Genomic DNA, 26,101 nt, shown 5'->3' with positions numbered 1-26,101 from the left:
TGATTCTCTCGTTTGTAAATTATTGCTCTAACCAGTTATAAAAAGGAACGGATGGTTGATGTGTGTCTTCCTTGATATTTCCTTTTTGTACTTGCTTTTGTCTGAATTTTTGTCCATGATTTTTCGCTTGGTCAATGGTTCTAATACCGTTTTTCTTCCACTCAAACAGAATTCTATCTATATATCGAAAGTTTAATTTTCCGGACATAACGGCTTCTCTTAGTGCTGCTTTTATTATGATAGGGTCATGGTGGTCGTCATCCATCCACATACCAAGAGATTCACATTCAAATGGTGATAGAGGGCGGCCAAACTCTTTCTCAAAGCAGGTATAAAGGTCTGTTTCTTCAGACTTTTTATCCAGTTTGTTAACCATTTTTTTGCTTAGTAGGAATTGGTCAACAAGTTTCTCCCATAGTGGATTAACTGAGTATGTTTCATAACGGATACCATCAGTTGAGTAGGAATCAATGATTTCGATAAATCCTCTTTGAATCAATCTTCTTAACATTTCATTACAATCAGCAATGGAAATAGTCATTCGAGCGGAAAGTTCTTCTGGGGTAGGAAATTCTTTTCCTTTTTCTAAAAAGGTTAGGATATTTAATAAAAGAACAAGTTCTGTTTCGTTTAAATTAAGATTTCGATATTCAGAAAATAGTAAGCTAGGAACCGTTATTGTCCCTTCTTGTAGCCATGCTAAAATATTTGTTTTCATCTTTGGACACCTCCTGATTAGTATACCACGAACAATCCTTCCTAGTAAGAGTATTAGGCATCCAGCTTTGGAAAGGAAAAGCAAAAAGCCTGCATAATGCAGACTTTTCTATTAGGTTAATAAATTTATTTTACGAATGTTCTACAATTGAGTTTTCTCGATAACAAATTGTTTCATTCTTTCAACAGCTCTTTCTAATTGTTCCAATGAAGTTGCATAAGAGAGTCTGATGTTATCAGGTGTTCCAAAACCAGAACCAGGAATGACAGCTACTTTTGCCTCTACCAGTAGTGCTTCAACAAAGTCATCCACATGATTAAATCCTGTCATCTGTGCTGCTTTTTTAACATTTGGATACAAGTAAAATGCACCTTGTGGTTTTACACAAGTGAATCCGGGAATGGCCGTTAGCTTATCAAAAATAATCTCTAAACGATCTTCAAAGGCTTTTCTCATTTCCTCCACCGGCTCTTGTGTCCCATTATATGCAGCAATTGCTGCATATTGGGCAGTGGTTGTTGGGTTTGAAGTGCTATGACTTGCTAAGTTAGTCATTGCTTCGATAATCTGCTGATTCCCTGCCGCATAACCAATTCTCCAGCCTGTCATAGAGTGAGACTTTGAAACACCATTGATAATAATCGTCTGCTTTTTCAATTCTGGAGATAGCTCTGCAATTGAAACATGTTTATGATTTCCATAAACAAGTTTTTCATATATCTCATCAGACACGATAAGAATATTTTCTTCAAGGCATACTTTACCTAATTCTAAAAGTTCTTCAGCAGTATACAATACTCCTGTAGGATTGCTTGGGGAATTGATAATTACAGCTTTCGTTTTGCTCGTAATGTTATTTTTTAATTGATCAGGTGTAATTTTAAATTGATTTTGTTCTAACCCGTCAATATAAACAGGAACACCACCAGCTAATTTAACCTGTTCAGGGTAGCTTACCCAATAGGGAGTCGGGATGATTACCTCATCACCATCATTTAAAAGTACTTGAAATAAAGTATAGAGTACATGTTTTGCACCATTGCCCACAATAATTTCATTTGGTTTATATGCTAAGCCCTGATCTGATGCAAACTTTTTGATAATGGCCTGTTTTAACGCCGGTAACCCTGCTGAAGGTGTATATTTCGTATATCCTTCATTCATTGAGATTACTGCAGCGTCTAAAATATGCTGTGGAGTATTAAAATCAGGCTCCCCCGCTCCTAATCCGATGACATCTTCACCTTTTTCCTTTAATTCCTTTGCCTTTGCCGTAATTGCTAATGTTGTGGAAGGTGTGAGTGCCAACACCCTTTGCGCTAATTCCATTACCAATACTTCCTCCATTCTCCATCCCTACTTATAGGTTTTCAATTTTTTTTAGCCACTCACCTGTTTCAAAGTGAACATAATAATAATTTATTAAATTATTTTCAGAACGATAATAAATTTCCCATAATGGGATATTTTTTTCCATTCCTAGGCGAACAGATATAATTTTTTTAGGGTTCTTTTCCTGCAGCAGTTTTTGTACCGCCTCTTCTTTAGAAAGTCCATTTTTAGCCTTTTTTACAAAAACCTTCTTACTTTTTTCAGGAATCCAAACAATAATCTTGTCACCCTTTTTATTTTTCCCCTCAATGACATTAACTGTCTCTAAGCCGTTGTAAAGATGAAAATCCTGTACTTCAGTTAACTGTGCCTTTTTACTTGCCAGTAAAACCGCTTTTTCTTCTGCAGCCTTCACTGGATTCATTGCAGATAAATACACCTTAATCAAAATCCCAATAAGGACTACAAAAAATATGACAATTGATAGAATCCACTTTTTCACTTTTAATTCACTTCTTTATGTACGATATATTGTAAAGATCGCTTTATTTTTATCATCTTGGTCTAGAGCAAGCCCAAACATGAGATCTTTTTGCTTTAAGGTTCGATTTAAGGCATCAACAATTTTATATAAATCAGAGCTGTACTGAATTTTCACTGTAGACAAAACTTCTATTTTACTTTCCATCCATATTTCTCCTTTTTCCACCAAAACTCCGCTTGTGAAGAATCTTTCTAACTATTATAACAGGATAAGTTGAAGCCGTGCTATTAATAATAATTAAATAATTGAATTTTTTAGAGGTAGATTATTCATCTAACTTTACTGGAATCCTAATGACCTCATAATTATTTTCTGTAAATTTAACTGTTACCGTACCATGTTTTTTTGTAGAATAGACCTCTGACCAAATTTCATTCAAATCACGAAGAGTTTTAGTGTCCATACCATTATTCCCTTCGAATAGAATAGATATTTCAGGGTTAAGATATTGTATCAATTGATCTGACAGAGTTCCTTCCATACTGCAGTTGGGTATCTTAAAAACATTAATATTCCTTAAATTTTTTTTCATAAGGACTTGTTCAGCTCGCGGACTGTTGGAGCTCATTAAAAAAATAGTATGGTTAAAAAATTGCAATTTCAAGTCCATACCTTCATTTAATTCTTCTCCTACAAATTCCACTTCTGCTGTCATACCAGGTAGGATTTCCTTTTTAGTCCCTGCTCCCCACGCAAGGGTCGGTATATGATTAATTGTGTTCAACTCATTAGTCAGCTGGGTAGAGATTTCAGAAGTGGTGATAATTTCCTTTATGTTATAGCTAGAGATTAACTGATTGATTTTATCTACCGATACATCGTTATCATCTGTTAAAAAAAGAGTTGAAATTTCTTTTACATCATAAAGAGAAAGCCCTTCTTCTAGTTCTGCCCTCGTTCCTTTGCCACCCATATTGATCAATATATTTTTACCATTTGCGGCTTGAAGCAACACTGCTTCACCTTCTGAGAGACCCAAAAAAGTGACGGCAGCTTCATGGTCATTCAAATGTAAGTCGATGTTCTCCACTTGATTGTCAATTGGTTCCTCAGCCTTAATTAATGTACAAGGGATAAATAGGGCTAATAAAATGAGCAGTGTTCTCATACACATTCCTCCCATTATGAATAGAATGTGTAATTTTCCAAATTTTATGCTGTATTATGCTTATAATCAAATTCTCCTACTTTAACCAAGGCTGAATCCGTAAAACAAGCTCATCAATTGTTCCCTTCTTTATTGGAACTGAAGGTATAGATTGTAAAAATGCCTTTCCGTATTTAGTGGTGATTATTCTTTTGTCAAAAACAAACATAACTCCACGATCATTCTCGGTGCGAATCAATCGCCCAAATCCTTGTTTGAATCGCAAAATGGCTTCAGGCAAAGAGTACTCTGAGAAGGGGTTGCCTCCACCCTGTTCAATTAATTGACATTTTGCCTCCGTTAAGGGTTCATCTGGTGGGCTAAAGGGCAATCTTACAATCACAAGGCAAGATAAATCCTCACCAGGAATATCTACTCCTTCCCAGAAACTGCTCGTCCCTAATAGGATTGCTTTATCATATCGTTGAAAATTTCTCGTAAGACGTGTTCGGCTTCCGCTTGTTATTCCTTGAGCTATTAGGACAAATTCATCTAAAAAACCACTTTCCTTAATCAACTCATAGGTTTTCTTAAGCATGTCATATGCAGTGAAAAGGATAAGCATTCTTCCTTTTGTGGCTTCCGCAATGGTAATAATATGTTCGGTTATTGCTATTACATAGTCATCTAACGTTACGGTATTTACTTCTGGCAAATCCTCAGGAATAAATAGTTGAACTTGTTTGTTATATTCAAAGGGTGATGGAATGGTCATTTGGATAGGAGAGTCGCTATCCATCCCGATTTCCTTCATCATATAATCAAATGAGTTATTAACGGTTAAAGTTGCAGATGTTAGGATCACTGCCTTTTTCTTTTGAAAAAAGAACTTCTTTAGTGATGCAGCCACTGAAGCAGGCTGTGCAATAAAAGTTGTCACGTTTTGAGGTGAACGGGTATCCATCTCAATCCATTTAACGTCTTTCGATTCTTTAATAAAACAATTCATTATGATATCTCTAAGTTCACTAAGTTCTTTTAAGAACAAATAAATTTCATCTAGTTTATATTGCTGCTCTTTTGATAAAGATTCACTATCGTTATTAATCAAATCAAGACGTTCGCTAATTTTAGCGTGTAAATCCTTTAGTAAAAAGGAAAATCTCTCTGCACAATGCTTTAGCCCATTCCCTTCCTTGCCACCGTCTGAATGAGCATATCGGACCTTAACTCGATTAAATCCTTTTTTATTTGAAAGCTTTGTTTTTGCAAACAAAGCAATCATTTTAAAAAACTCATCCATTTCATAATTAATATCAATAACAAGTTGATTCATTTCAGAAGTATGGAAATTTAGCTTTTTAACAGTAGTTTGCGAAAGCAATTTCTCTAGTTCATACAATAGCTGTTTTTGTTCAAAAACGCCAAATTGACCCACAAGCAGCCGTGTGGATAAGTAATCTAATGAATCACCAAAAAATTGTCCCGCCACTTTTTCAAGATGATGACCTTCATCTATTACAACATACTCAAACTTTGGCAGGATAGAGCCGTCTCCCTTAATATCACTTAGTAATAAAGAATGATTGGTAATTATGATATCTGCATCATGTGCGGCTCTTTTCGCTTTAATATAAAAATCCCTTTCTTGCCACTGCTGATTTTGCGAATTCACGGTTGTTTCGTTTTTAATCTTATTCCAATAAATCAGACCCCCAGAAGAAAGATTTAATTCATCCTTATCTCCAGTTTCCGTTTCAGTCAGCCAAACTAGTATTTGCATCTTCGTTAAGGTCGTATCATAATTATCATTTTCGTCCATTAGTGTTTGATAAAACTTTTCCAAACTTAAATAATGGTTCCTCCCCTTCAAAAGAACAGTTCGAATCCTAAAAGGTAGAATAGAAGCCAACAATGGAATTTCCTTTTTTAAAATTTGTTCCTGAAGTTGAATGGTATGCGTGCTTACAACAATTGGATGTTTATGTATTTTTGTAAAATAAGCCATTGGTAATAGATAGCCTAGGGATTTTCCGACACCTGTCCCGGCTTCAATCAGAGCATGTCTTTGAGATTGTAAAGCCTGGTAAACGGTATCCATCATTTTAAACTGGCCTGACCTTTTCTCAAAAACGTCAAAGCCCTGTTTAACAACATCCGTTTTTTCCTCTTCAGTTAATGGGTAAGAAAAGTCACTCTCTGTCGCTACCTCTCGTGACTCAATCTGATTTTTTCTCAAGGCAATATCATAAAATATTTCAATAGTTTCTGGTAATTTATCTTGTTTCTTATCCTTTTTTATCAACAATTCATCTAAAAGCTGTTGCAAATCACTCTTTAATCCCCCTGAAAGGTGTGTGATCTGCCCTTAGTGTTAGTGATGGGAGTGCTGTCAATCGATTCAATAGAATTAAAAATAATTCAGCAGTAACCTGGGCATCACTATCCGCCTGGTGTGGACGGTCATGACGCAAATTCTCTTTCTCTGCTAAATCAGAAAGCTTATACCCATCAGCAGTTGGATAAAGGATTCTTGCCATTTCAACTGTATCTAGTACTGGACCATAAAATCCCTCATGGCCAGCTTGAATGAGCTCCTCTTGAAGAAAAGATAAATCAAATAACACATTATGAGCTACAAAATAGGCTTCTTCCAATAATGATTGGATCTTTTCCGTAATCTCAGAAAATAAGGGAGCCCCCTTCACCATTTCATCATTTATTCCTGTCAATTCTTCAATAAAAGCAGGGATGGCCTTTTGAGGATTAATAAGTGACGAGAATTGCTCTGTGATCGTTCCGTTTTCAATGACAACTGCAGCAAATTGAATAATCTTATCGCCCTTTTTTGGAAGATTCCCTGTCGTTTCCAAATCAATAACGACGAATTTATTTAACATGTTATTTACACCCCAAACCTTCGTTCATTAAACGGTATCACAAAAATAGTAAAAAGAAAACAATTCTACTTTACACTAAAAGTTATCCACTTAATTTTATTATTCATTTTTTAAAAAGAAAAATCCCCAAAATGGGGATTTAGCTACATAATAGTGAGTGCTGGTTCTGCGTGTAAGAGTTCTTTTATGTGATTGTTTTCATCCATAATCGCAACTTTCGGCGTATGAACCCTGACCTTTTCCTCTGGTACAAGGACATAGGAAATAATGATAACAATATCCCCTACCTGGACAAGGCGTGCGGCGGCACCATTTAGACAGATAACACCACTTCCTCTTTCACCAGGAATTATATAGGTTTCAAGTCTTGCACCATTATTATTGTTAACAATTTGGACTTTTTCATTGGCTGTCATTCCAACTGCATCTAAAATATCTTCATCAATAGTAATACTGCCAACATAGTTCAAATTGGCTTCAGTAACTGTTGCCCGATGGATTTTGCCACTCATCATGGTACGAAACATCGTATTCCTCCTCTATGGATGCCTTTACCCTAGTCTTCTATATGAATAATGGAATTGTCTATTAATCGAACCTTAGAGAATTTTACTGCAAGTGCTACAATTATGGTACCCTCTAATTTTTCCAGTGGTTTTAGCTGTGGATAAGAAAAAATCTCAACATAATCAATCATGCCGTTGGATTCACTTGTGATCATTTCAGTGATTTGCTTAACTACCCTTTCTGAATTACGTTCTCCAGTTTCAATGGCATTTTTTGCTTCCAGTAGGCTTTTATATAAAACAGGTGCCTGTTGTCTTTCTTCAGGGAATAAGTTAACATTTCGAGAGCTTTTTGCAAGCCCGTCCTCTTCACGAACGATATCTACAGCAATCAACTCAATTGGAAGATTAAAATCTGCAATTAATCCCTTAACCACTGCAACTTGTTGAGCATCTTTTATTCCAAAATAAGCCCTCGTTGGCATGACGATGTGAAACAGCTTCGTCAGCACTGTTGCAACTCCGTCGAAATGACCTGGACGGGATTTTCCGCACAAGACGTCCGTTCGCTCCTGAACGACTACTTTGACAGATGGGGCACTTGGATACATTTCCTCTACGGATGGATAAAAGAGAAAGTCCACCTGTTCACATTCAGCTAAAGCCCGGTCCCGTTCGAAATCTCGCGGATAGGATGAATAATCTTCTTTTGGTCCAAATTGTAATGGATTAACGAATATACTTAAGACGACGATATCATTTTCTTGCCTTGCTTGCTTTATTAGTGTTAAATGACCTTCATGCAGAAACCCCATAGTGGGAACGAAGCCTATAGACTTAGCTACCGCCTTTTGATTCATGATTTCTGACTGCATGTCCTTAATAGTTGTTATGACCTTCATTCCTTACCTCCATAGAGAACCTTGAGCTCCTGTTCTTTCATTGTGAAAGAATGCTTATTCTCAGGAAACAGTCCCTTTTTAACATCTGATACATACGCTTGAATGGATTCAATCATAAATGGATTGACGGAATGGTATTGTTTCACAAATTTAGGTACTCGCTCGACACCGTATCCCAAAATATCATGGTAAACGAGTACTTGTCCATCTACATCCATTCCTGCCCCTATACCAATGACTGGAATAGCTACGGTTCTTGAAACTTCTTCAGCAAGCTGCTTAGGAACACATTCAAGTACAAGTGCGAAAGCACCTGCCTCCTCCACTTTTCTAGCATCATCCATTAGTTTTCTTGCAGCCTGGGCATCTTTCCCTTGGACTTTATACCCGCCTAATACACCAACAGATTGTGGTGTTAAGCCCAAATGTCCACAAACAGGAATACCGGCACGGGTTAATGCAGTAATGTTTTCAATAACCTCATCTGCACCTTCCAGTTTAACAGCATGTGCGCCCGCTTCTTGCATGAGTCTACCGGCATTTATTAAAGTATCTCTGATAGATAAATGATAGGTTAAAAACGGAAGGTCTGCCACAATAAAGGTTTCTTTGGCCCCTCGTTTCACAGCTTTTGTGTGATGTATCATGTCCTCAATCGTCACAGGAATAGTAGAATCATATCCAAGAACCACCATTCCAAGAGAATCACCGACTAAAATAACGTCAACTCCCCCTTGTTCCGCTTGTTTAGCAGATGGATAATCATAAGCGGTCAACATGACAATCTTTTCATTATTTTCCTTCATTTTCAAGAAATCTGTTGTTTGCTTCATCATTTTCCCTCCTTAAAATATGGGAGAGGCGACAAAACAAGTGTGAAGAGCAAATAAAAAGATCCTTCTGAAGGCAGAGGATCCCGTTACTCTTTGGCATGTTCCATCCCTCTGTCCCGGTCCGAATAACGGATCTAGGCAGAAACCTTTTTAATTGTTGGTACAAAACTTAAGCGGTGCAGTTCCGAAGGATACTGCCCAATGTGTTTATCATACAAAAAGTACTAGATTCGCGCAAGTATTATCTGACAGCTGTTTATAGTTCAATATCGGCCGAATAAATGTGATGAATGACACCTGTGTCATCCTCCAGCTTTAATACTCCTTCATCCGTAATTCCTAATGCTCTTCCCACAATAGTAGAAGTTAATGTTCTTGCTTTTAAGACCTTGCCAATACTGATAGCATAACTTTCCCATAGTATTTTTATAGGGAAAAAGCCCTGTTCTAAATAAAGTAAGTATAGTTTTTCAAAGTGCTTGGAAAAACTTCTAATTAAACCTGCACGGGAGACGACTTCGTCCTTTTCAATAAAAAGAGAGCTGGCTGTTTCTTGAATATCTTCGGGAAAGTCTTCTTTTTTCTGATTAACATTTATTCCAATCCCAATTATGATGGAATGAATTCGGTCTGCTTCTGCCTGTAATTCTGTTAATATTCCCGTTATCTTTTTTCCATTTAGCAAAATATCATTAGGCCACTTAATTTCCGGATTAAGCCCTGTCATCTCTTCAATTGCCTGTACAGCTGCGACAGCAGTTAAAAGGGTTAATTGTGGTGCTTTTGTCAGCGGGATATTGGGACGAAGTATGAGACTCATCCAGACTCCAGTATATTTAGGTGAATGCCATTTCCGGTTCATTCTCCCTTTTCCTGAGCGTTGTTCTTCCGCAATTATTATGGTTCCTTCTGGGACATCCTCAGCAGCCAAGCGATGAGCAATCTTTTGAGTAGATTCAACACTTTCTTCATAATGGATGTTCCTACCTATGAATTCTGTCGTTAAACCCAATCTTATCTCATCTGCTGTTATTTTTTCAGGTGTTTTAATAATGCGATATCCCTTTTTTCTGACAGCTTCTAATTCAAAGCCTTCTTTTCTTAATTCTTCAATATGCTTCCATACAGCAGTTCTTGAGCAGCCGATTAGTTCTGCTAACTGTTGTCCTGATAAAAAATCTTCACGAGCATTCGTAAAGGCATCAAGCAATTCTTTTCTTATTTCCGACTGCACTCTATAAGCCACTCCTTAATCTTCTGTTTATCGTTAACCACTCTTCCCTCTAAAATGGCATTCTCAATTTTAGAAATGGTCTCTTTTAGCCATGGCCCGCCACTTTTATTAAACCAGTTCATTATGTCAGTTCCAGTTACAGTTACTTCTGAGCGCTCTTTAATTGGAAGCTTCTCATAGCGTTCAACCCAGTAACAAACCGACTCATTACCGATTTTATTCGTTATTACTTGGTAGAGTTTTTCAACAGAGATAAGGACATCCCGGCCAGCAGCAAATAACTGACTTAGAGACCATTCATTTTCTAGTCTGATTCTCGTAAATTGTACAATGAGCTGGATATCCCTAATATCTTTTAGCGGAAGACGCCAGTCTCTTAAAAATGACTCGACTTTTTTCCCTTTTAGTTTTAAACAATAAATTAGCAGGGACCACATTTCCTTCCTTCCTAAATGATCACATTGAAAGTGTACCAACTCTTCTAAGTGCTTTTTATTATGGTTCATTCCTGGCAAGTAGGTATACAAATCAGTATCGAGCAAAAGTTGAAAAGCTTCTTTCCGACTTTTCCCAGATAACAGTTTCTCAAATTCTACTCTCTTCCGTTCAATCGCTATATGTTCAAGTAAATGTGTATGTTTGCTTAAAGCATTTAATGTTTCCTGTTCAATTGTAAAGGAAAGCTGGCTTACAAAGCGAATCGCTCTCATCATTCTTAAGGCATCCTCGTGAAACCGCTCCTCTGCAAGACCAACCGTCTGAATTACTTTTCTCCTTATTGCCGACTGACCATCAAAGGGGTCCTTTAAGATTCCATTCCGGTCCATTGCAATTGCATTCATCGAAAAATCTCTTCTCTGTAGATCTTCTTTTAGATTACGAATAAAGGAAACCTCTTTCGGCCTACGAAAATCCAGATACTCTGCTTCAGACCGAAACGTAGTTACTTCATACGATCCACTATTGAACAGAACAAGGACTGTTCCATGTTCTATTCCAATATCAACAGTCTTAGAGAAAATTCTTTTCACTTCTTCAGGCGTTGCAGATGTCGCAATATCCACATCACTAATTTGCTTTTTTAATAGGTAATCTCTAACCGACCCGCCCACAAAATAGGCTTCAAAACCAGCATCTTCTAACATTTTTAGAACAGGAATGGCTGATAAGAAAGGTTCTATCATACACTTCACCTTAATTCATTAATTTAAAATATATTTGTTCGTATTGTTCTACAATTTTGTCGGCCATAAATTTAGTTTTTACTGTTTCCATGGCGCGATTAGAAAAATCAAGATGAAGTCGAGGATCACTTAACAATGAAATGGCTTTAGTGGTAATATCCTCAATATCTCCTACCTCACATATAAATCCGTTTTGACCTTGTTGAATGACTTCTGGTATTCCACCCACATTCGTACCAATGCAAGGCACCCCACAAGCCATGGCCTCTAAAGCCACGAGCCCGAAGCTTTCCTTTTCAGACAACAATAGTTTCAAATCACTAATGGAATACAATTCCTCAAGATTCTCTTGTTTACCAAGAAAAATGACTTGATCTTCCAGTGCAAGCTGTTTAACAAGTTTACACACGATGGATATTTCAGGACCATCACCGACTAATAATAGTTTTGCAGGCATGACTGCAGATATTTTCGCAAAAGTTTTCACGACATCCTGAACTCTTTTAACTGCTCGGAAGTTCGAAACATGGATAATGACCTTTTCGTTCTCTTTTATTTCAAATTCAGCTTTCAATGATGAGGAATCAGTCTTTTTGTAAATTCGCTCATCAATAAAATTATAAACGGTTTCGATTTGTTTATCCGGATGAATAAGTTCATATGTTTGATTCACTAGTGCGTTCGATACTGCAGTCACAGCATCAGATTTTTCAATTCCAAATTTAATCGCATCTGTTAAGGATGGGTCATAACCCAGCACAGTAATATCCGTCCCATGTAAGGTGGTGACAATCTTAATATCTCGATTACTCATTTGTTTGGCTAGTATAGCACAAACAGCATGTGGGATTGCGTAATGGACATGAAGAACATCTAGTTTTTCTCGATTTGCAACCTCCGCCATTTTACTAGCTAAAGCAATATCATATGGTGGGTATTGAAAAACCGAATACTGATTTACTTCAACTTGATGGTAATAAATATTGTGATACATTTTGTTTAGCCGAAACGGCATGCTCGAAGAAATGAAATGTATTTCATGTCCTCTTTCTGCTAGCATCTTACCCAACTCTGTTGCTACTACTCCCGATCCTCCAACAGTTGGATAACAAGTAATACCTATTTTAAGTTTCATTATGGTTAATCTCCTATCAAATCACGATCCAAGAGTACTGGTACTTTTGTTTTAAATCCTTCTGCATAACTTACACCGACCAGTTTCCCAAACATTCTTTCTCTTGCTTCCACCGTTTCAATATATCCATTTACCAATGGAGTATCAATACTTTGATCACTCTGTTCAAACTGGCTCCGGTAAGCACGTAAGGCAGAAAGTTTTTTATCAATGAATGGAGAAATATCAATAGTAAAGTCAGGCTTATGAAACCCATTAATCATATAGAAATATACTTTCTCTACTCGATGTGGCTCCATTTCTATACCTGTATGATATTTTTTTATCCCTGCAGAAAAAACCGCCTCCTCTACAAGACGGGAACAATTACCATGATCTGGATGACGATCTTCAAAATAGGGTGCAAATACAATTTTGGGCTTATGTGTTCTGATTACATTTACTATTTTTTTTATGTAGTCTTCATTTAAGAATAATCCTCGGTCAGGAATTGCAAGGGAAGCTCTGTAGGATACTCCTAAAATCTCTGCTGCACGAGCTGCTTCTTCTTTTCTTAATTGAACGTTCCCATTAGAAGAAAGATCAGCATCCGTCAAATCGCAAATTCCTACCCTTTTTCCTTCTGAAGAAAGCTTCGAAAGGGTACCGGCCATGCCAATTTCTACATCATCGGCATGGGCCCCAAAAGCAAGGATATGTAAATGTTCACCCTTCATTTTCGTCACCAGTCTTTTTTACAATATTTCTCCAATCGATTAACCCTAGCTCCAAACCTCTAATCAGTAATTCAGCCGTACCCATGTTAGTTGCTAGAGGGATAGCATACACATCACATAATCTAACGAGAGCCGTTACATCCGGTTCATGTGGCTGCGCTGTTAGTGGATCACGGAAGAAAAAGATGGCATCCATTTTATTTTTTGCAATCAATGCACCGATTTCCTGATCACCACCAAGTGGACCTGATTGAAAACGTGTTACATGTAAGCCGGTGGCCTCGCTAATTCTTAATCCTGTGGTTCCAGTAGCGAATAAAGTGTGTTTACCAAAAATTACTTGGTATGCCGTGACAAATTGTACTAAATCATTTTTTTTATTATCATGCGCTATTAATGCAATATTCATAATTCACCTCTATTCTAAAATATTTTCAAGTCCATATACAAAGGACGGGTTCTTCATGACTGACTCTACCGCTACCTTTACACCTGACATAAATGAGCTGCGGTTGTAAGAGTCATGGCGAATGGTTAACGTCTGACCATCTGAACCGAATAAAACCTGCTGATGTGCAACCAATCCAGGCAATCGTACAGAATGCACGTGCATCCCATCAAATTCTGCACCGCGTGCACCAGGTAGTGTTTCCTTTTCATTTGGATGTCCCTGTCTCTTTGCCGCTCTTACAGCAGAGATCATCTCAGCTGTTTTTACTGCAGTACCAGAGGGGGCATCAAGTTTTTGGTCATGATGCATTTCAATAATTTCGACATCGTTAAAGTATTTAGCAGCCATCTGCGAAAACTTCATCATTAAAACTGCACCAATTGCAAAATTTGGTGCGATAATACAACCTAATTTCTTTTCTTCACAAATTTGCTGTAATTCATCTAAATTCCCTTTGGAAAAACCTGTTGTACCCACGACTGGGCGGACATTATATTCTAGGGCTGTTTTGGCATGGTACATACCAACTTCTGGAGTAGTTAAATCAATTAACACATCTGCTTCTATGGTTTCCAGACATTTCACAATGTCTGTATATACGGGCACACTTGAAATTGATTGAAACCCCTCAATATCACTAAGCATCATTCCATCAAATTTATGATCAAGTACCGCTACTAGTTCAAACTGTTCTGTATTTGTTACAAGCTTTACAGCTTCACTCCCCATACGTCCACGGGGGCCAGCAATAATTATCTTAACTTTACTCATCTTCTTCACTCCCTATTATCCTGATTAATTTTTGTCCAGCGGTCCTTGTCCCTTGTATTGAATTTATTCATGACCATATCATGAGCCTCTTCTAGATCGATATGTAAGGAATTAGCTAAACAGATGATTACAAAAAGAAGATCGCCAAGCTCTTCCTCAATCGCCTTTTCAGTTTCACTTGATTTTTTTGGTTTCTCACCATAGTAATGATTTATTTCTCTAGCTAACTCTCCTAACTCTTCAGTCAGTCTAGCAAGCATAGCAAGAGGACTAAAATAACCTTCCTTAAATTGCCCAATGTATGTATCAACCTCTTTTTGAAGTTCCTTCATTGACTTTGCGGCCATTTATTTTCACCTCTTTCCAAAACACTAGTAAATCTTACTTAGTTACTATATATATCTTTTTTTATGTTAGCTAAATTAAGGCTGATTTACAAATGTTTTCGTTCGTAACAGGTACTTTTCGCCATCGCATTGCTCTAACCATATTAATTCGCTATAATAAGAACCGCCGAAAGAGAGAAATATATGGAAGAGGAGGCATGATCATGATTTTTGGTCTTAAAATAAAAAACATATTGTTCATTCTATTAGGAGCAGCAATAATGTCGTTTGGACTTGTTAATTTTAATATGCAAAACAAATTAGCCGAAGGTGGGTTTACAGGGATTACTCTTTTATTTTATTTCCTGTTCAAATGGGACCCTTCCTATACAAACTTAATACTTAATATACCTCTGTTTATTATCGGGTGGAAATTATTCGGGAGAAACGCATTTATTTATACCATACTTGGCACGGTTGGAATATCGATTTTCTTGTGGATCTTTCAGAGGTATACATTAGATATGCCTCTCAAAGATGATTTAACCCTTGCAGCTTTATTTGCAGGTGTTTTTACAGGGGTAGGCTTAGGGATCATTTTTAGATTTGGCGGCACAACTGGCGGAGTTGACATTATCGCAAGACTTGTCCAAAAATTCGCAGGATGGAACATGGGAAAAACAATGTTTTTATTTGATGTTTGTGTCATCACTATCTCATTAACCTATTTAAATTATAAAGAAGCTATGTATACCCTTGTTGCCGTTTTTGTTGCTGCAAGGGTAATTGACTTCATACAGGAAGGCGCATATTCTGCTAGAGGAGCCATGATTATCTCTGAAAAAAACGAACAAATTTCCAAAAAAATTATGGAGGAAATGGATCGAGGAGTTACTGCTCTTAAAGGTTACGGTTCTTATACTAAAAACGACCGTGACGTTTTATATTGTGTGGTAGCTAAAAATGAGTTAATCCGTCTTAAAAATTTAATTACTTCGGTTGATCCACACGCATTTATTTCTATTTCGGTCGTTCATGATGTTCATGGAGAAGGATTTACACTGGATGAAAATAAAATGCCGATAGGCGATTAAAAAAGGCTGACAGGAGTCAGCCTTTTTTATTGGTATTAATCATCACTTCTATTCATACCCGTGAAGATAAGTACCAGTCTTAATAATTCAAGTACAGCAACAGCAGCTGCAGCTACATAAGTTAAAGCTGCTGCATTTAAAACTTTTTTTGCTTCCCTTTCTTCGCCATTCCCTACTAAGCCTAAAGAAACTACTTGATCCATCGCCCTGTTCGAAGCATTAAATTCAACAGGTAGGGTGATAACTTGAAAAAGAACGGCTACTGCCATAAAAATAATTCCAAGTAAAAGCATACCACTCAGGTGGGCAAATATTCCTATCATAATTAGAATCCAAGAAAAATTTGATCCTATATTGGCAACCGGGACTAACGCATGTCGAAAGCGTAGGAAGGCATAACCCTCAGAGTCTTGGATGGCGTGTCCGCATTCGTGTGCGGCCACTGCAGCTGCCGCAATGGAGTGACCATGATAATTTTCAGGCGATAGACGCACTGTCTTCGTCCTTGGGTCATAGTGATCGCTTAAAAAGCCTCTGCCCTCTTCAACTGCTACATTGAAGAGACCATTAGAATTTAATATTTGCCTGGCAACTTCGGCCCCTCTAACATAGGTTGAAGAGGGCACTCGAGAATATTTTGAAAAGGTATTTTTAACTTTAAATTGGGCCCAGAGTGGAATAAGAATAATCACTGCAAAGTAAACAAGGTATAACATATTGATCCTCCTAATCAGCTCTTGATGCTTTTCATTTTAGTAAAGCCGATTAGATGCGTCAATCTTTTAGGTCTCTTGAGCGGTTTTTCTTCATATTTTTATCACCCTGATACTTGCGCCAGCCTACATAAGACAATGTCATGATAATAATACTGCCTGTTGAAATAATGACCCACCATAGTGATGGATCTGCTTCATCTTCTTCCATGTTTGCAAAAAGATTTTTCAAATCTGTATCGAGTGCAGTCAGTTCTTGTTGGCTGTCTGTATTAGTTATAACCTGGGAACGATATTCATTAATAAAATCAATTCGGGCATCTAATCTTTGTATATTTTCTACTGGCACATCAATTTTCATACTTGGATATATGACATTATATAATGATAAAAAAGTATTGAAGTTTGAGTGAAAATGGGCCGTATCACCATTTATTGCTGCATCCTTGGCTTGGTGAAACGCAGTCATAATTGGATCTTCCATTTCTGTCCATAAGGGCTGATGACTAGTTGCGATTGCATCAATGACAAGACGGAATTTTGTTAGTTTATTTAATCTTTCCTCATATTTCATATTGGGACTAACAGCAGCTTCCACCGCTTCATCATGGGAGGTGTTAACAATCCTAACCTCGTCCATTGTTAAGGGCTTTTCCGTTCCAGTAATACTGATAAACTGATCGGAAAAGTAATCAAGTAATTTTTTTGCATCCTCATATCTATGAAACTTCACCATTTGGAGAGCCTCATCAGAGATATCATCCAGCTTCTCCATTGGCGATTGCTGTTCGGCATGTACAGTTATGGGAGTGAGCATAATGACAATTGCAAATATTAGTAACCATTTCATTTTCAATCCTTGTCCCCCCTTTCATCACTATTAAAATGTATGAAAAGCTGGACAAGGTTAGACCATGTTTGGTTATTTTATTTCAAGGCTGTACCTTCCAGGTCGAATGACAAAATAATATGCAATGCCTATCGAAACGATTGAGAGCCAAAAAGTGAAGTATCCAATCTGTGGGGTATAGCGATCAAGCATATGATAACTAGGCAACATGAAAAATACGTAATCAATGACATCATTATGTAAAGTCCAAATAGCTGTAACAATTAAATGCCACCATTTAAAGCGGTAAAAAGGCGCATATAAAAGTCCTTGAACAGCCATGGCAAAATGAGAGAAAATTAGCATATAACCAATCCAATCTAAGTCTCCTTGAACAAAGTAAACTAAGATATTCATGACAACGGCCCAGATCCCATATTTAAAAAGTGTGACAATTGCTAAAGCTTCTATTATCGGCCAATTTTTCTTTAATAAAAATGCGATAAGGACAAACACAAAAAATAAACTTGCAGTTGGACTGTCAGGAACAAATAAAAGAAAAATTGATGGTGTTTCTTTAAGTTGCCACCCATACCAATAATATCCATATATTGTTCCTGCTATATTAATTAAAAGCAAGATTTGAAGGATTGAACGATTTGCCAAGATAGGATAAACCCAACGCACAAAATCTCCCCTTTTCAATTTCTATTTTGTAAGGATATGTAATAAAAAAGCTGACGAATCCACGTCAGCTTTTCTGAATTTAATTATTCTTTACCTAATCCAGAAATAAATTCTGAAAGTTTCTTTAACTCTTCATCCGTACCTTTAAAGATACCTGGAGGCATTTTTCCGCCTTTACCTTCTTTAGCAATCTTCGCTACCTCATCAGCTGATAAACCAGTTCCAATTAGCGTTGGTGCACCAGCACCACCTTGAAGATTTTCACCATGACAAGTTATACAAGTGTTTTTACTAGCAATTTGGTAGCCTTCACTTGACTTATCGATTTCCACTTTAGGAACAATCTTACCTTGACGTTCTGCAGCAGCCCAGTCATGAGTAGCAACAGATTCCCAAGTTAAAAACACGATGGAAGCTAGCGCCAGTAACATGAATCCAGTAGCAAGTGGACGCTTTGTTGGGCGGCGTTCCGGTCCACGATCAAGGAACGGTGCCAATAATAGTCCTCCAAAAGCAAGTCCAGGCATAATCATTGCACCAATAACTGTATATGGACCAGATGCAAATGAGTATTTTAATAATTGGTACAGGAACAAGAAATACCAGTCTGGTAATGGAATATATCCTGTATCAGTTGGATCAGCAATCCTTTCAAGCGGAGCTGGATGTGCTACTGTTAAGCATAAATACCCGACTAGAAATACAGCTCCTACCATCCATTCTTTCAAAAGGAAGTTCGGCCAGAATGCCTCTGTTTTACCAGGGTATTCTGAATAATCTTTAGGAAGCATCTGTTTACGTGCTTCAGGTGCTAACACACGAGAATCGCCTACGAACTTCATACCTTTACCTTTATGCATCGAGAAATCCCCTCCTTTTTCCGTAGAGATTAGAAAAAATATACTATGTCAGATTAATCTTATAGTGGGCCAGAAATACCTTGCTTACGAATCATGATAAAGTGAGCTCCCATTAATCCAAGCAATGCACCAGGTAAGAAGAATACGTGGATTGCAAAGAAACGAGTTAATGTCTGAGCACCAACGATGTGTTCATGACCTGCTAGTAAAACCTTCACATAAGTTCCAATGAATGGAGTGGCTTCAGCAATTTGAAGACCAACTTTAGTTGCAAATAACGCTTTCATATCCCATGGTAATAAATAACCTGTAAAACCCAAACCAAGCATGACGAAGAAAATAAGAACTCCGACAACCCAGTTCAATTCACGAGGCTTTTTATAGGCACCTTGGAAAAAGACGCGAAGTGTATGTAAAAACATCATGACAAGTACTAAACTTGCACCCCAGTGATGCATTCCACGTACGATTTGTCCAAAAGCAACTTCATTTTGAAGATAATAAACAGATTCCCAAGCGTTTTTAATATCTGGTACATAGTACATTGTTAAGAACATACCAGATAAAATTTGAATGACAGTTACGAAGAATGTTAGACCGCCAAAGCAATAAACAAACGCTGAAAAGTGATGCGCTGGATTAACATGCTCTGGTACTTCATGGTCTGCGATATCGCGCCACAAAGGCGTAATATCTAAACGTTCATCTACCCAATCGTAAATTTTGTTTAACAATGATTACGCCTCCTTCCGTGGTTGAGCTTTTCCTAAATAAAGGTACCCGTCTTTTTCCTTGTATGGATACAAATCAAGTGGTGCTAACGGTGGTGTACCTGCAATGTTTTTACCGTTTTTCTCATAACGGCCGTAATGACATGGGCAGAAGAATTGACCTGGATGTTCCTTGTCAGTATTCCAGTTAACCGTACAGCCTAGGTGTTTACAAACAGGCGATAAGGCCATAATTTTTCCATCGTCACCCTTATAAACCCAAGCCGTATTCGTTACTTCTGACTCATACCAAGCATCCTTTTGCTTAAAGGTAAAGTCAACTCGAACTGGTTCCTTTGTTATTTCAGAAACTTTTTGCTTTGTTGCGATAAAGTCTCCGCCTTCTTCGGCTTTTAATACTGGATCCACAGCAAAACGAACCATTGGCATTAGCATGCCGGCTGCCATGAAACCACCTACACCTGTTAATGTGTAGCTCAAAAATTGACGTCTTGAAACGCGCTCTTTACTCATGATTATCCCCCCTCTATTCACGAAGTTAAGTCCAGCGGACAATAAATTAAACACATATAAAACTAGGACATAACAATGATATATCAATCTGCAAGCAAGGTCAATATCATACTATTTTAAAAACATATAATATGAATAGTTTTACTCATTTTCATGCCATTTTTGCGTAAAAAGAACAAAAAGCTGCTTTACTTGGCTATCAATCATTTCCATTTTCTGTGAATTATTCATCTGTTCAAGCGGGAGAGTTGGCAGCCAGATTAATGATCCATTTAGTTCTTCTTCCCGATTTCTCCAATCAATGTCGGATGTTATGTAAAACAAATGCTTAAATGATCCTTGTGAAATCGTCTTTTCCCACTCCAGTAAGGTTGTTACACTTTTTTCTCTCTCCTCATTTTTGAGATAAGTAAAAGGCGGGAATAATAATAATCTTCCTGTAAACTGTCTCTCTAAATGATTTGTTAATAAAGTAATAAACTCAGCCGAAGCGGCTGATTGTTTCATATCCTCTCCAACTGAAACAGCATAAAGCGGTATAATAGCAGTATCTACGTATTCCTTCGCAGTTATGTAAGTCTCTATATCTTGTGGAACCCATTTCATTTTATTTACACCAACCTTTTTGATTACTATCCATATATTATCATTATTTTTTAAACACAACAAAAGCAAAATAAAAAAAAGAAGCATGCTTAGCGCAAGCTTCCCTTTTGTTCAACAGCCATTAGTTTATTTAATTTTTCTGTTAACATTTCAAATGCCCTGCGATCTTGTTTGTCAAGAGCTTCATCAATCAATTGAAGTAACTTCTCACGTTGAAAACGTTTTATACTATTCTGTAGAAGTTGTTCTGCAATTACTCCATCCTTTTCATTCACTTGTAAATGTTTTGGAACGAATGGATTTTCTTCTAGGACAGCAGCATATTGATGAGCTTGATTAGAAGCATGAAAGTTTAACTGGATAAATATATCCTCATCCCGATTAAGCCGGATATCATGAAAGGATTTTTCTGCATCGGTTGTCATGACATTTTCCTTATAGAACCGAAATGGTACCTTATCTACACAGTGTGTAGACATAATCAACCCTCTTGGACAGTACTGTGCTTGCTCAACAAAATGAACCTTTTCCATTAGCTGATCGTGGCTCATTAAATAGTTTAGAATCCAAACACATTCTCTCCTCTTTAATTGGTAGTGATTTAAAAACCAGCGAATAAAGTCCTTCTTCTCGTTGACAGAAACAGGGGTTGCCATGATAGTTTCCCTCCTCTGCATAATCAGCATTCTTAATCTTGTAATTCGGTTAATCGGTCGAGTAAATCTAAGTACTCTTCATTTGTTGGATCATCAATTAGTAGTTGTTTAAAAATTTCGGCGGCTCGGTCGTTTTTTCCTTCCTCAATTAGAAAATAACCAAAATCATGTAAAAAGGCTTCATTATTCTTAAAGAAAGTATATGCACTTTCATATTTGTCTAATGCGTATGAATATGCTTCAAGCTTCTCATATGCAAGTGCTGAATCCCATAAAAGCTGAGGTTCTTCATCCTCTACATACTCAATCTGAGAAATTAGCTCAATAACGTCCTCATACCGTTCTTGTTGAAAAAAGAGTTTATTTAAGGTAAGAGCTGCTTCCGTAAACCCTGGATCTAATGCAAGAGACTCACGGAAAAATTCCTCTGATTCATTTCCCTTTCCTAGCTTGATAGCTATTTTACCACCATAAAAAAATAGTTCTTTATTAAATTCGTCTTGTTTAATTCCTTCTTTTATTGCCTCAAGGCTATTTTCTAGTTCCTCTTCCCGCTCATAGGCCTTTGCGAGATGTAAATAAAGTGAATGGTATTCTGGATCAAGGCCTTTTAGTTCATTAAATTTTTCAATGGCAGTCCGGTTGTAACCTGCCTGGAGCGCAGTAAAAGCATAACCAAATAATGTGTTAATTTCTAACTTTTCATCCAGTGCTTTATCATAAAACATCAACGCATCCTCAAAAGCTCCAGAAGCGCTCAATAAGTCAGCCATTCTTTGATGTATATTGACCCCGGCAATTTCGTGTTCTTCCTTTAAAACCACTTCATAAGCATTCATTGCCTTTGTTACTTCGCCTTGTTCACTAAATAGCTCACCTAAAGCAAAATCAATGATTACTTCATTTGGCAATATTTCTTTAGCTTTTAAAAGTTTTCTTTCACATACCTCATAAAGACCCTGGATTTGATAAAGGTCTGCTAGCAATAATAATGACTGTCCATAATTAGCATCTTGTTCTGAAATTTTTTCAAGGACAAGAATGGCTTCTTCTTCCTCTCCTGCCTCAACTAATATTTCCCCTAGCAAAACAAGAAGCTCTCCCTCTTCAGGGTAAATTTTTAACAGATCCTCAATTAAAGCCTTAGCTTCCTCTAGGAAACCGTATTGGTACAACTCTTCTCCAAGTAAATATTTCTCTTCAGGCATGCCGCTATTTAATACAACATTATATTCAGTTAAGGCCTCATTATGTTGGCCGTTTTCTAACAAGCTAATAATTTTATTTACTCTGTCCATTGAATAATACCTCTTCTCCCCCTTGATTTTACAAAGAAAAATAAGATGGGGTTCGCACCTTAACATGTTCTCCATTTCCAGGTTTAAATAAAACATTTCCCGCTGAACGGATCACCTTTCCTTTGTGAACTGTAACTGCAAGTCTATCACCATGATAATGAAATAAATGAAGTTCATCAACCTTCTTGATTTCTTTACCTCTTAAATACAAGTTATAGCTTAACTCGGTTCCGCTCATTAGGCTAGCTTTTTGCGGATATAAACCAATTTTATTTAGTAACGGTACTGGCAAGGGTTGATCTTCAATTATATCCTCGTAGTGTGCAGGTATTTTTTCTTTTAACATGATACCTTTCCATTTCGACAAGACTGCCTTTGGTTCCTTCTTTAATGTGGGAGAAATTATTGGAAAAAGTGGGCAGTTAAAAGGAAATAAGGCTTCCCTTATCCATCCCCAGGGTATTTTTTCTAACTCATCTTGGTTTGTAAGTTCAACGAATATGGCTGGCACTTTATTTTTCTTACAGTTTCTAATAAAGTTTGGTGTTATAAGGCGTATAGGAATCTTCACCCCAATAATAAAATCAATCGGGCAACTTATTAATGAGGTTTTTACTTCATTTATCTTTTCTTCTAATTCATTTTCATAAAAAACATTTGCATAGGTAAATAAGGTAGTACAGCCCTTTAAAAGGAATTGTTCAATCAAACATTTTTTCATCTCTGGAAAGGACCGTATATTTGGGATGGTTGAATTTAAAAAAACAAAAGTAGGGGTCATAAAAAATGGTTCAACATCCATCTTCATTAACCGATAATGAGGTAAACTACCTTGAACTGTAGTTATCCGATCTTCTGTAACTAGGATTGAACATGACGTTAGACGCTCCCCTTTAAGGATATTGGCATTTTCAATGATATACAAGTGCACACCACCCGCTTTTCTCTTTAAGACAAGCTATGCTCAAAATGACAAAACTATGACTTCAGATTGTTTTCCTAACAAAAATAAAGCCGCAACATGTGCAGCTTTATTGAATAAGGTTATTTAAATGTTCAAAGAAGTTAGGATATGAAACGGAAATAGCTTCTGGTTTCTCCAGAAGGACCTCTTCCTTACTCAGGAGGGCGGCTACAGCCAGCATCATCCCAATGCGGTGATCTCCGTGGCTTGAAACAACTCCACCATGTAATTTGGACTTTCCATGGATAACCATCCCATCCTCAGTCGCCTCTATTGATGCCCCTAATTTTTTTAGTTCTTGTACCACCGTATCAATCCGATTGGTTTCTTTTACCTTTAGCTCTTCTGCATCTTTAATGATTGTGTCCCCTTCAGCCTGAGTTGCCATAAGAGCAATAATTGGAATCTCGTCAATTAATTTTGGAATCAAATCACCTTCGATGATTGTTCCCCTAAGCGATGACGACTTGATAATTAGGTCTCCGGTAGGTTCAAACTTGTTGTCCTGATTTTCATGGATTTCTAAATCAGCACCCATTTTTTGCAATACCTCTATAATCCCTGTTCTAGTTGAGTTAAGGCCAACATTTTTAAGGTGAATTTCACTCTCTGATATGATTGCCCCTGCAACTAAGAAAAAGGCAGCTGAAGAAATGTCACCAGGAACATGGATCGAAGCAGCTGTTAGCTTTTGACCACCTTTGACCGTTATTACTTTGTTATCTTTTTCGATTTCGCCACCGAATCTACGAATCATTCTTTCAGTATGGTCACGAGTTTCAGCAGGCTCAATGATCTGACTCATTCCATCCGCCTGTAAACCAGCTAGTATGAGTGCAGATTTCACCTGCGCACTTGCAACAGGGAGGGTATAGTTGATTGATTTTAAATGCCCACCACGAATAGAAAGGGGAGTATAGGATCCATTATGTCTCCCATCTATTTTTGCCCCCATATTTGATAATGGATTGGTTACCCTTGTCATGGGTCTTTTTCCAATTGACTCATCACCAATTAACGATGAAAAAAACGGTCTTCCCGCCAATATACCCATTAATAATCGAATTGTCGTCCCAGAGTTGCCAACATCCAATAGATCATTGGGCTCTGTTAGCCCTTCAAAGCCATTTCCGAAGATCCGTAGTTGGTCATTACTTTCCTCAATTCTTACACCTAGTTTCCTGAAACAGGAGATGGTACTTAAACAATCATCACCCTTTAAAAAGTTAGTTACCGTTGTCACACCATGTGCAACGGAACCAAACATTACCGACCGGTGAGAGATTGATTTATCTCCAGGGATGGTGACCTCACCAAATAAACGGCCAATATCAGTCTTAAGTGTTAATGCTGCCATAAAAATCACCTTTTTAAATCATTTTTTGTTAGAAACCAATGGAGGTTGCGTAGCTTGAGTAGATACCAATACATCGTTCTGCTCTTTGCCGGTCCTCATCGGATTGAAAACTGATAACTAGAACTCCATTAATATCTTCTCTTGTTTCTAGAATTCTAATATTTGTAATACTAATGTTTTCTTTAGCTAGGTAGCCAGTTATTTCAGAAATTACGCCAGGGTAATCTGGTACATCTACAAACAAATCATAAAAGGCAGGAATAGCTCCTTTTTCCTTCTGCGGCAAACCATCACGAAATTCCTTTGCTTGCTTGAAATACTTGAAAATTGCCCCGCTATTTTCACTTTCAAGTAATGCTTTTATCCCATTCATTTCATCCTGCCATTGTTCTAGCAAACTTATTAAAATTTCCCGATTATTAAGTAAAATATCTTTCCACATCTCGGGACTACTTGAGGCGATACGAGTTATATCCCTAAATCCGCCTGCAGTCAACCGGGGAATGAGACTTTCAGATTCTGATAATTTTTCTGTTTGTCGAACAATTGATGCCGCAATAATATGCGGAAAATGGCTCACAATTCCGGTAAGATAGTCATGAGTTTCTGGGGATATCATTAAAAATTTTGCATTAGTCCCTTTTAACCAATTTCTCAATTGGTCTACCTTACTATTTTCAATATGCTTTTCAGGTGTTAGTAAATAAAATGCATTTTCAAATAGTATTTCTTTCGCAGCAGAAACACCACTTTTGTGAGAGCCAGCCATCGGATGTCCACCAATAAAAGTGATACCTTGCTCCTTTAAGCTAGTCGCACTTTCTACTATTTTTGTTTTTGTACTTCCTGTATCAGTCACAATGACATTGGGGTTTAATGGTAACTCTGAAAGCAACTGAATAATTTGTTTCGTCTCATTAACAGGTGCAGCGATAATAATTAAATCCGCATTTATTGCACCAGCAGTAATACTTTCAGCTATCTCGTCAATTACCCCCAACATTTTGGCAAGACGGGCTTGTTCGCTGTTAATATCAAATCCAATAATGGTTGCTTTATGTTCTTTTTGGATACATAAAGCTAATGAACCGCCAATCAACCCTAAACCAATAACAAAAACCCGGCCTTTCATTGATTTTCCCCCTATTATGAAA

General features: G+C 37.3%; 30 protein-coding genes. 1 reads left to right on the top strand and 29 read right to left on the bottom strand.

Features of this window, described 5'->3' with window-relative positions:
* Positions 1-19 precede the first annotated feature (19 nt).
* From QFZ87_RS11370 to QFZ87_RS11290, 17 genes are all read right to left on the bottom strand, one after another.
* Complete coding sequence (locus QFZ87_RS11370; protein ID WP_309861183.1) at positions 20-718, bottom strand: DnaD domain-containing protein; 699 nt, start codon at positions 716-718, stop codon at positions 20-22.
* A gap of 141 nt (positions 719-859) precedes the next feature.
* A complete protein-coding gene (locus QFZ87_RS11365) occupies positions 860-2,047 on the bottom strand; it encodes a pyridoxal phosphate-dependent aminotransferase (RefSeq protein WP_309861180.1) in 1,188 nt (395 codons plus the stop codon).
* A gap of 31 nt (positions 2,048-2,078) precedes the next feature.
* Positions 2,079-2,552: a cell wall elongation regulator TseB-like domain-containing protein gene (locus QFZ87_RS11360; RefSeq protein ID WP_309861177.1), complete on the bottom strand. Its 474-nt coding sequence runs from the start codon at positions 2,550-2,552 to the stop codon at positions 2,079-2,081.
* A gap of 15 nt (positions 2,553-2,567) precedes the next feature.
* On the bottom strand, positions 2,568-2,738 hold the full coding sequence (locus QFZ87_RS11355; protein ID WP_308083403.1) for a YpmA family protein: 171 nt from the start codon (positions 2,736-2,738) through the stop codon (positions 2,568-2,570).
* A 121-nt stretch (positions 2,739-2,859) separates the two neighbouring features.
* Positions 2,860-3,702, bottom strand: a complete 843-nt coding sequence (locus QFZ87_RS11350) for a ComEC/Rec2 family competence protein (protein ID WP_309861174.1) — start codon at positions 3,700-3,702, stop codon at positions 2,860-2,862.
* A gap of 76 nt (positions 3,703-3,778) precedes the next feature.
* On the bottom strand, positions 3,779-6,010 hold the full coding sequence (dinG, locus tag QFZ87_RS11345; RefSeq protein ID WP_309861171.1) for an ATP-dependent DNA helicase DinG: 2,232 nt from the start codon (positions 6,008-6,010) through the stop codon (positions 3,779-3,781).
* Between the two features lies 1 nt (position 6,011).
* Positions 6,012-6,581: an exonuclease domain-containing protein gene (locus QFZ87_RS11340; RefSeq protein WP_309861168.1), complete on the bottom strand. Its 570-nt coding sequence runs from the start codon at positions 6,579-6,581 to the stop codon at positions 6,012-6,014.
* A 143-nt stretch (positions 6,582-6,724) separates the two neighbouring features.
* A complete protein-coding gene (panD, locus tag QFZ87_RS11335; protein ID WP_309861165.1) occupies positions 6,725-7,108 on the bottom strand; it encodes an aspartate 1-decarboxylase in 384 nt (127 codons plus the stop codon).
* Between the two features lie 29 nt (positions 7,109-7,137).
* Positions 7,138-7,989, bottom strand: a complete 852-nt coding sequence (gene panC / locus QFZ87_RS11330) for a pantoate--beta-alanine ligase (RefSeq protein ID WP_309861162.1) — start codon at positions 7,987-7,989, stop codon at positions 7,138-7,140.
* On the bottom strand, positions 7,986-8,822 hold the full coding sequence (gene panB, locus QFZ87_RS11325) for a 3-methyl-2-oxobutanoate hydroxymethyltransferase (RefSeq protein ID WP_309867806.1): 837 nt from the start codon (positions 8,820-8,822) through the stop codon (positions 7,986-7,988). Before panB ends, panC begins: the two co-directional genes overlap by 4 nt.
* Before the next feature lie 256 nt (positions 8,823-9,078).
* On the bottom strand, positions 9,079-10,056 hold the full coding sequence (locus QFZ87_RS11320) for a biotin--[acetyl-CoA-carboxylase] ligase (RefSeq protein ID WP_309861159.1): 978 nt from the start codon (positions 10,054-10,056) through the stop codon (positions 9,079-9,081).
* Positions 10,041-11,240 (bottom strand): CCA tRNA nucleotidyltransferase, encoded by a 1,200-nt coding sequence (locus QFZ87_RS11315; protein ID WP_309861157.1) that lies wholly within the window; start codon positions 11,238-11,240, stop codon positions 10,041-10,043. The genes QFZ87_RS11320 and QFZ87_RS11315 overlap by 16 nt, the downstream gene beginning before the upstream one ends.
* Before the next feature lie 10 nt (positions 11,241-11,250).
* Positions 11,251-12,375: an N-acetyl-alpha-D-glucosaminyl L-malate synthase BshA gene (bshA, locus tag QFZ87_RS11310; RefSeq protein ID WP_309861154.1), complete on the bottom strand. Its 1,125-nt coding sequence runs from the start codon at positions 12,373-12,375 to the stop codon at positions 11,251-11,253.
* A gap of 5 nt (positions 12,376-12,380) precedes the next feature.
* Positions 12,381-13,091 carry a bacillithiol biosynthesis deacetylase BshB1 gene (gene bshB1 / locus QFZ87_RS11305; protein ID WP_309861151.1) on the bottom strand — a complete coding sequence of 237 codons (711 nt, stop codon included), beginning with the start codon at positions 13,089-13,091 and terminating at the stop codon, positions 12,381-12,383.
* Complete coding sequence (gene mgsA / locus QFZ87_RS11300) at positions 13,081-13,500, bottom strand: methylglyoxal synthase (protein WP_309861148.1); 420 nt, start codon at positions 13,498-13,500, stop codon at positions 13,081-13,083. Before mgsA ends, bshB1 begins: the two co-directional genes overlap by 11 nt.
* A 9-nt stretch (positions 13,501-13,509) precedes the next feature.
* Complete coding sequence (gene dapB / locus QFZ87_RS11295) at positions 13,510-14,313, bottom strand: 4-hydroxy-tetrahydrodipicolinate reductase (protein ID WP_309861144.1); 804 nt, start codon at positions 14,311-14,313, stop codon at positions 13,510-13,512.
* A 5-nt stretch (positions 14,314-14,318) separates the two neighbouring features.
* Positions 14,319-14,660 (bottom strand): nucleotide pyrophosphohydrolase, encoded by a 342-nt coding sequence (locus QFZ87_RS11290; RefSeq protein ID WP_309861141.1) that lies wholly within the window; start codon positions 14,658-14,660, stop codon positions 14,319-14,321.
* A gap of 203 nt (positions 14,661-14,863) precedes the next feature.
* Here QFZ87_RS11290 and QFZ87_RS11285 point away from each other — a divergent pair, with 203 nt between their 5' ends.
* Positions 14,864-15,733: a YitT family protein gene (locus QFZ87_RS11285; protein WP_309861138.1), complete on the top strand. Its 870-nt coding sequence runs from the start codon at positions 14,864-14,866 to the stop codon at positions 15,731-15,733.
* A 35-nt stretch (positions 15,734-15,768) separates the two neighbouring features.
* On the opposite strand, the gene QFZ87_RS11280 is transcribed toward QFZ87_RS11285, so the two are convergent.
* From QFZ87_RS11280 to QFZ87_RS11225, 12 genes are all read right to left on the bottom strand, one after another.
* Positions 15,769-16,449: a zinc metallopeptidase gene (locus QFZ87_RS11280; RefSeq protein WP_309861135.1), complete on the bottom strand. Its 681-nt coding sequence runs from the start codon at positions 16,447-16,449 to the stop codon at positions 15,769-15,771.
* 58 nt (positions 16,450-16,507) lie between these two features.
* Complete coding sequence (ypjB, locus tag QFZ87_RS11275) at positions 16,508-17,296, bottom strand: sporulation protein YpjB (protein ID WP_309867803.1); 789 nt, start codon at positions 17,294-17,296, stop codon at positions 16,508-16,510.
* 72 nt (positions 17,297-17,368) lie between these two features.
* Positions 17,369-17,962 carry a lipoprotein heptaprenylglyceryl N-acetyltransferase LhaT gene (gene lhaT / locus QFZ87_RS11270; protein ID WP_309861133.1) on the bottom strand — a complete coding sequence of 198 codons (594 nt, stop codon included), beginning with the start codon at positions 17,960-17,962 and terminating at the stop codon, positions 17,369-17,371.
* 83 nt (positions 17,963-18,045) lie between these two features.
* The gene (locus QFZ87_RS11265) at positions 18,046-18,822 is read right to left on the bottom strand and encodes a menaquinol-cytochrome c reductase cytochrome b/c subunit (RefSeq protein WP_309861130.1); all 777 of its coding nucleotides are present in this window, start codon (positions 18,820-18,822) and stop codon (positions 18,046-18,048) included.
* A gap of 59 nt (positions 18,823-18,881) precedes the next feature.
* The gene (gene qcrB / locus QFZ87_RS11260; protein ID WP_308083387.1) at positions 18,882-19,556 is read right to left on the bottom strand and encodes a menaquinol-cytochrome c reductase cytochrome b subunit; all 675 of its coding nucleotides are present in this window, start codon (positions 19,554-19,556) and stop codon (positions 18,882-18,884) included.
* 3 nt (positions 19,557-19,559) lie between these two features.
* Complete coding sequence (locus QFZ87_RS11255) at positions 19,560-20,066, bottom strand: QcrA and Rieske domain-containing protein (RefSeq protein WP_309861126.1); 507 nt, start codon at positions 20,064-20,066, stop codon at positions 19,560-19,562.
* A gap of 141 nt (positions 20,067-20,207) precedes the next feature.
* Complete coding sequence (locus QFZ87_RS11250; RefSeq protein ID WP_309861123.1) at positions 20,208-20,672, bottom strand: YpiF family protein; 465 nt, start codon at positions 20,670-20,672, stop codon at positions 20,208-20,210.
* Between the two features lie 89 nt (positions 20,673-20,761).
* Entirely contained in the window at positions 20,762-21,328 is a 567-nt protein-coding gene (locus QFZ87_RS11245; protein ID WP_309861120.1) for a ReoY family proteolytic degradation factor, read from the bottom strand.
* A 32-nt stretch (positions 21,329-21,360) separates the two neighbouring features.
* Positions 21,361-22,626, bottom strand: a complete 1,266-nt coding sequence (locus QFZ87_RS11240; protein ID WP_309861116.1) for a tetratricopeptide repeat protein — start codon at positions 22,624-22,626, stop codon at positions 21,361-21,363.
* A 28-nt stretch (positions 22,627-22,654) separates the two neighbouring features.
* The gene (locus QFZ87_RS11235; protein WP_309861113.1) at positions 22,655-23,557 is read right to left on the bottom strand and encodes a hypothetical protein; all 903 of its coding nucleotides are present in this window, start codon (positions 23,555-23,557) and stop codon (positions 22,655-22,657) included.
* A gap of 100 nt (positions 23,558-23,657) precedes the next feature.
* Complete coding sequence (gene aroA, locus QFZ87_RS11230) at positions 23,658-24,947, bottom strand: 3-phosphoshikimate 1-carboxyvinyltransferase (protein WP_309861110.1); 1,290 nt, start codon at positions 24,945-24,947, stop codon at positions 23,658-23,660.
* A gap of 28 nt (positions 24,948-24,975) precedes the next feature.
* A complete protein-coding gene (locus tag QFZ87_RS11225) occupies positions 24,976-26,079 on the bottom strand; it encodes a prephenate dehydrogenase (protein ID WP_309861108.1) in 1,104 nt (367 codons plus the stop codon).
* Between the last annotated feature and the right edge of the window lie 22 nt (positions 26,080-26,101).

The organism is Bacillus sp. SLBN-46 (genome assembly GCF_031453555.1).
GTDB lineage: Bacteria > Bacillota > Bacilli > Bacillales > Cytobacillaceae > Neobacillus.
The sequence above is the reverse complement of the archived record's forward strand: the minus strand, read 5'-3'. Positions and strand labels throughout refer to the sequence as shown.

What these genes read in the sequence shown, in the direction of transcription:
- QFZ87_RS11370 (WP_309861183.1), bottom strand. Translation starts at nt 718, where the DNA reads ATGAAAACAAATATTTTAGCATGGCTACAAGAAGGGACAATAACGGTT.
- QFZ87_RS11365 (WP_309861180.1), bottom strand. Translation starts at nt 2,047, where the DNA reads ATGGAATTAGCGCAAAGGGTGTTGGCACTCACACCTTCCACAACATTA.
- QFZ87_RS11355 (WP_308083403.1), bottom strand. Translation starts at nt 2,738, where the DNA reads ATGGAAAGTAAAATAGAAGTTTTGTCTACAGTGAAAATTCAGTACAGC.
- QFZ87_RS11350 (WP_309861174.1), bottom strand. Translation starts at nt 3,702, where the DNA reads ATGAGAACACTGCTCATTTTATTAGCCCTATTTATCCCTTGTACATTA.
- QFZ87_RS11340 (WP_309861168.1), bottom strand. Translation starts at nt 6,581, where the DNA reads ATGTTAAATAAATTCGTCGTTATTGATTTGGAAACGACAGGGAATCTT.
- panD (WP_309861165.1), bottom strand. Translation starts at nt 7,108, where the DNA reads ATGTTTCGTACCATGATGAGTGGCAAAATCCATCGGGCAACAGTTACT.
- panC (WP_309861162.1), bottom strand. Translation starts at nt 7,989, where the DNA reads ATGAAGGTCATAACAACTATTAAGGACATGCAGTCAGAAATCATGAAT.
- panB (WP_309867806.1), bottom strand. Translation starts at nt 8,822, where the DNA reads ATGAAGCAAACAACAGATTTCTTGAAAATGAAGGAAAATAATGAAAAG.
- QFZ87_RS11315 (WP_309861157.1), bottom strand. Translation starts at nt 11,240, where the DNA reads ATGATAGAACCTTTCTTATCAGCCATTCCTGTTCTAAAAATGTTAGAA.
- bshA (WP_309861154.1), bottom strand. Translation starts at nt 12,375, where the DNA reads ATGAAACTTAAAATAGGTATTACTTGTTATCCAACTGTTGGAGGATCG.
- bshB1 (WP_309861151.1), bottom strand. Translation starts at nt 13,091, where the DNA reads ATGAAGGGTGAACATTTACATATCCTTGCTTTTGGGGCCCATGCCGAT.
- mgsA (WP_309861148.1), bottom strand. Translation starts at nt 13,500, where the DNA reads ATGAATATTGCATTAATAGCGCATGATAATAAAAAAAATGATTTAGTA.
- dapB (WP_309861144.1), bottom strand. Translation starts at nt 14,313, where the DNA reads ATGAGTAAAGTTAAGATAATTATTGCTGGCCCCCGTGGACGTATGGGG.
- QFZ87_RS11290 (WP_309861141.1), bottom strand. Translation starts at nt 14,660, where the DNA reads ATGGCCGCAAAGTCAATGAAGGAACTTCAAAAAGAGGTTGATACATAC.
- QFZ87_RS11285 (WP_309861138.1), top strand. Translation starts at nt 14,864, where the DNA reads ATGATTTTTGGTCTTAAAATAAAAAACATATTGTTCATTCTATTAGGA.
- QFZ87_RS11280 (WP_309861135.1), bottom strand. Translation starts at nt 16,449, where the DNA reads ATGTTATACCTTGTTTACTTTGCAGTGATTATTCTTATTCCACTCTGG.
- ypjB (WP_309867803.1), bottom strand. Translation starts at nt 17,296, where the DNA reads ATGAAATGGTTACTAATATTTGCAATTGTCATTATGCTCACTCCCATA.
- QFZ87_RS11265 (WP_309861130.1), bottom strand. Translation starts at nt 18,822, where the DNA reads ATGCATAAAGGTAAAGGTATGAAGTTCGTAGGCGATTCTCGTGTGTTA.
- QFZ87_RS11255 (WP_309861126.1), bottom strand. Translation starts at nt 20,066, where the DNA reads ATGAGTAAAGAGCGCGTTTCAAGACGTCAATTTTTGAGCTACACATTA.
- QFZ87_RS11250 (WP_309861123.1), bottom strand. Translation starts at nt 20,672, where the DNA reads ATGAAATGGGTTCCACAAGATATAGAGACTTACATAACTGCGAAGGAA.
- QFZ87_RS11245 (WP_309861120.1), bottom strand. Translation starts at nt 21,328, where the DNA reads ATGGCAACCCCTGTTTCTGTCAACGAGAAGAAGGACTTTATTCGCTGG.
- QFZ87_RS11240 (WP_309861116.1), bottom strand. Translation starts at nt 22,626, where the DNA reads ATGGACAGAGTAAATAAAATTATTAGCTTGTTAGAAAACGGCCAACAT.
- aroA (WP_309861110.1), bottom strand. Translation starts at nt 24,947, where the DNA reads ATGGCAGCATTAACACTTAAGACTGATATTGGCCGTTTATTTGGTGAG.
- QFZ87_RS11225 (WP_309861108.1), bottom strand. Translation starts at nt 26,079, where the DNA reads ATGAAAGGCCGGGTTTTTGTTATTGGTTTAGGGTTGATTGGCGGTTCA.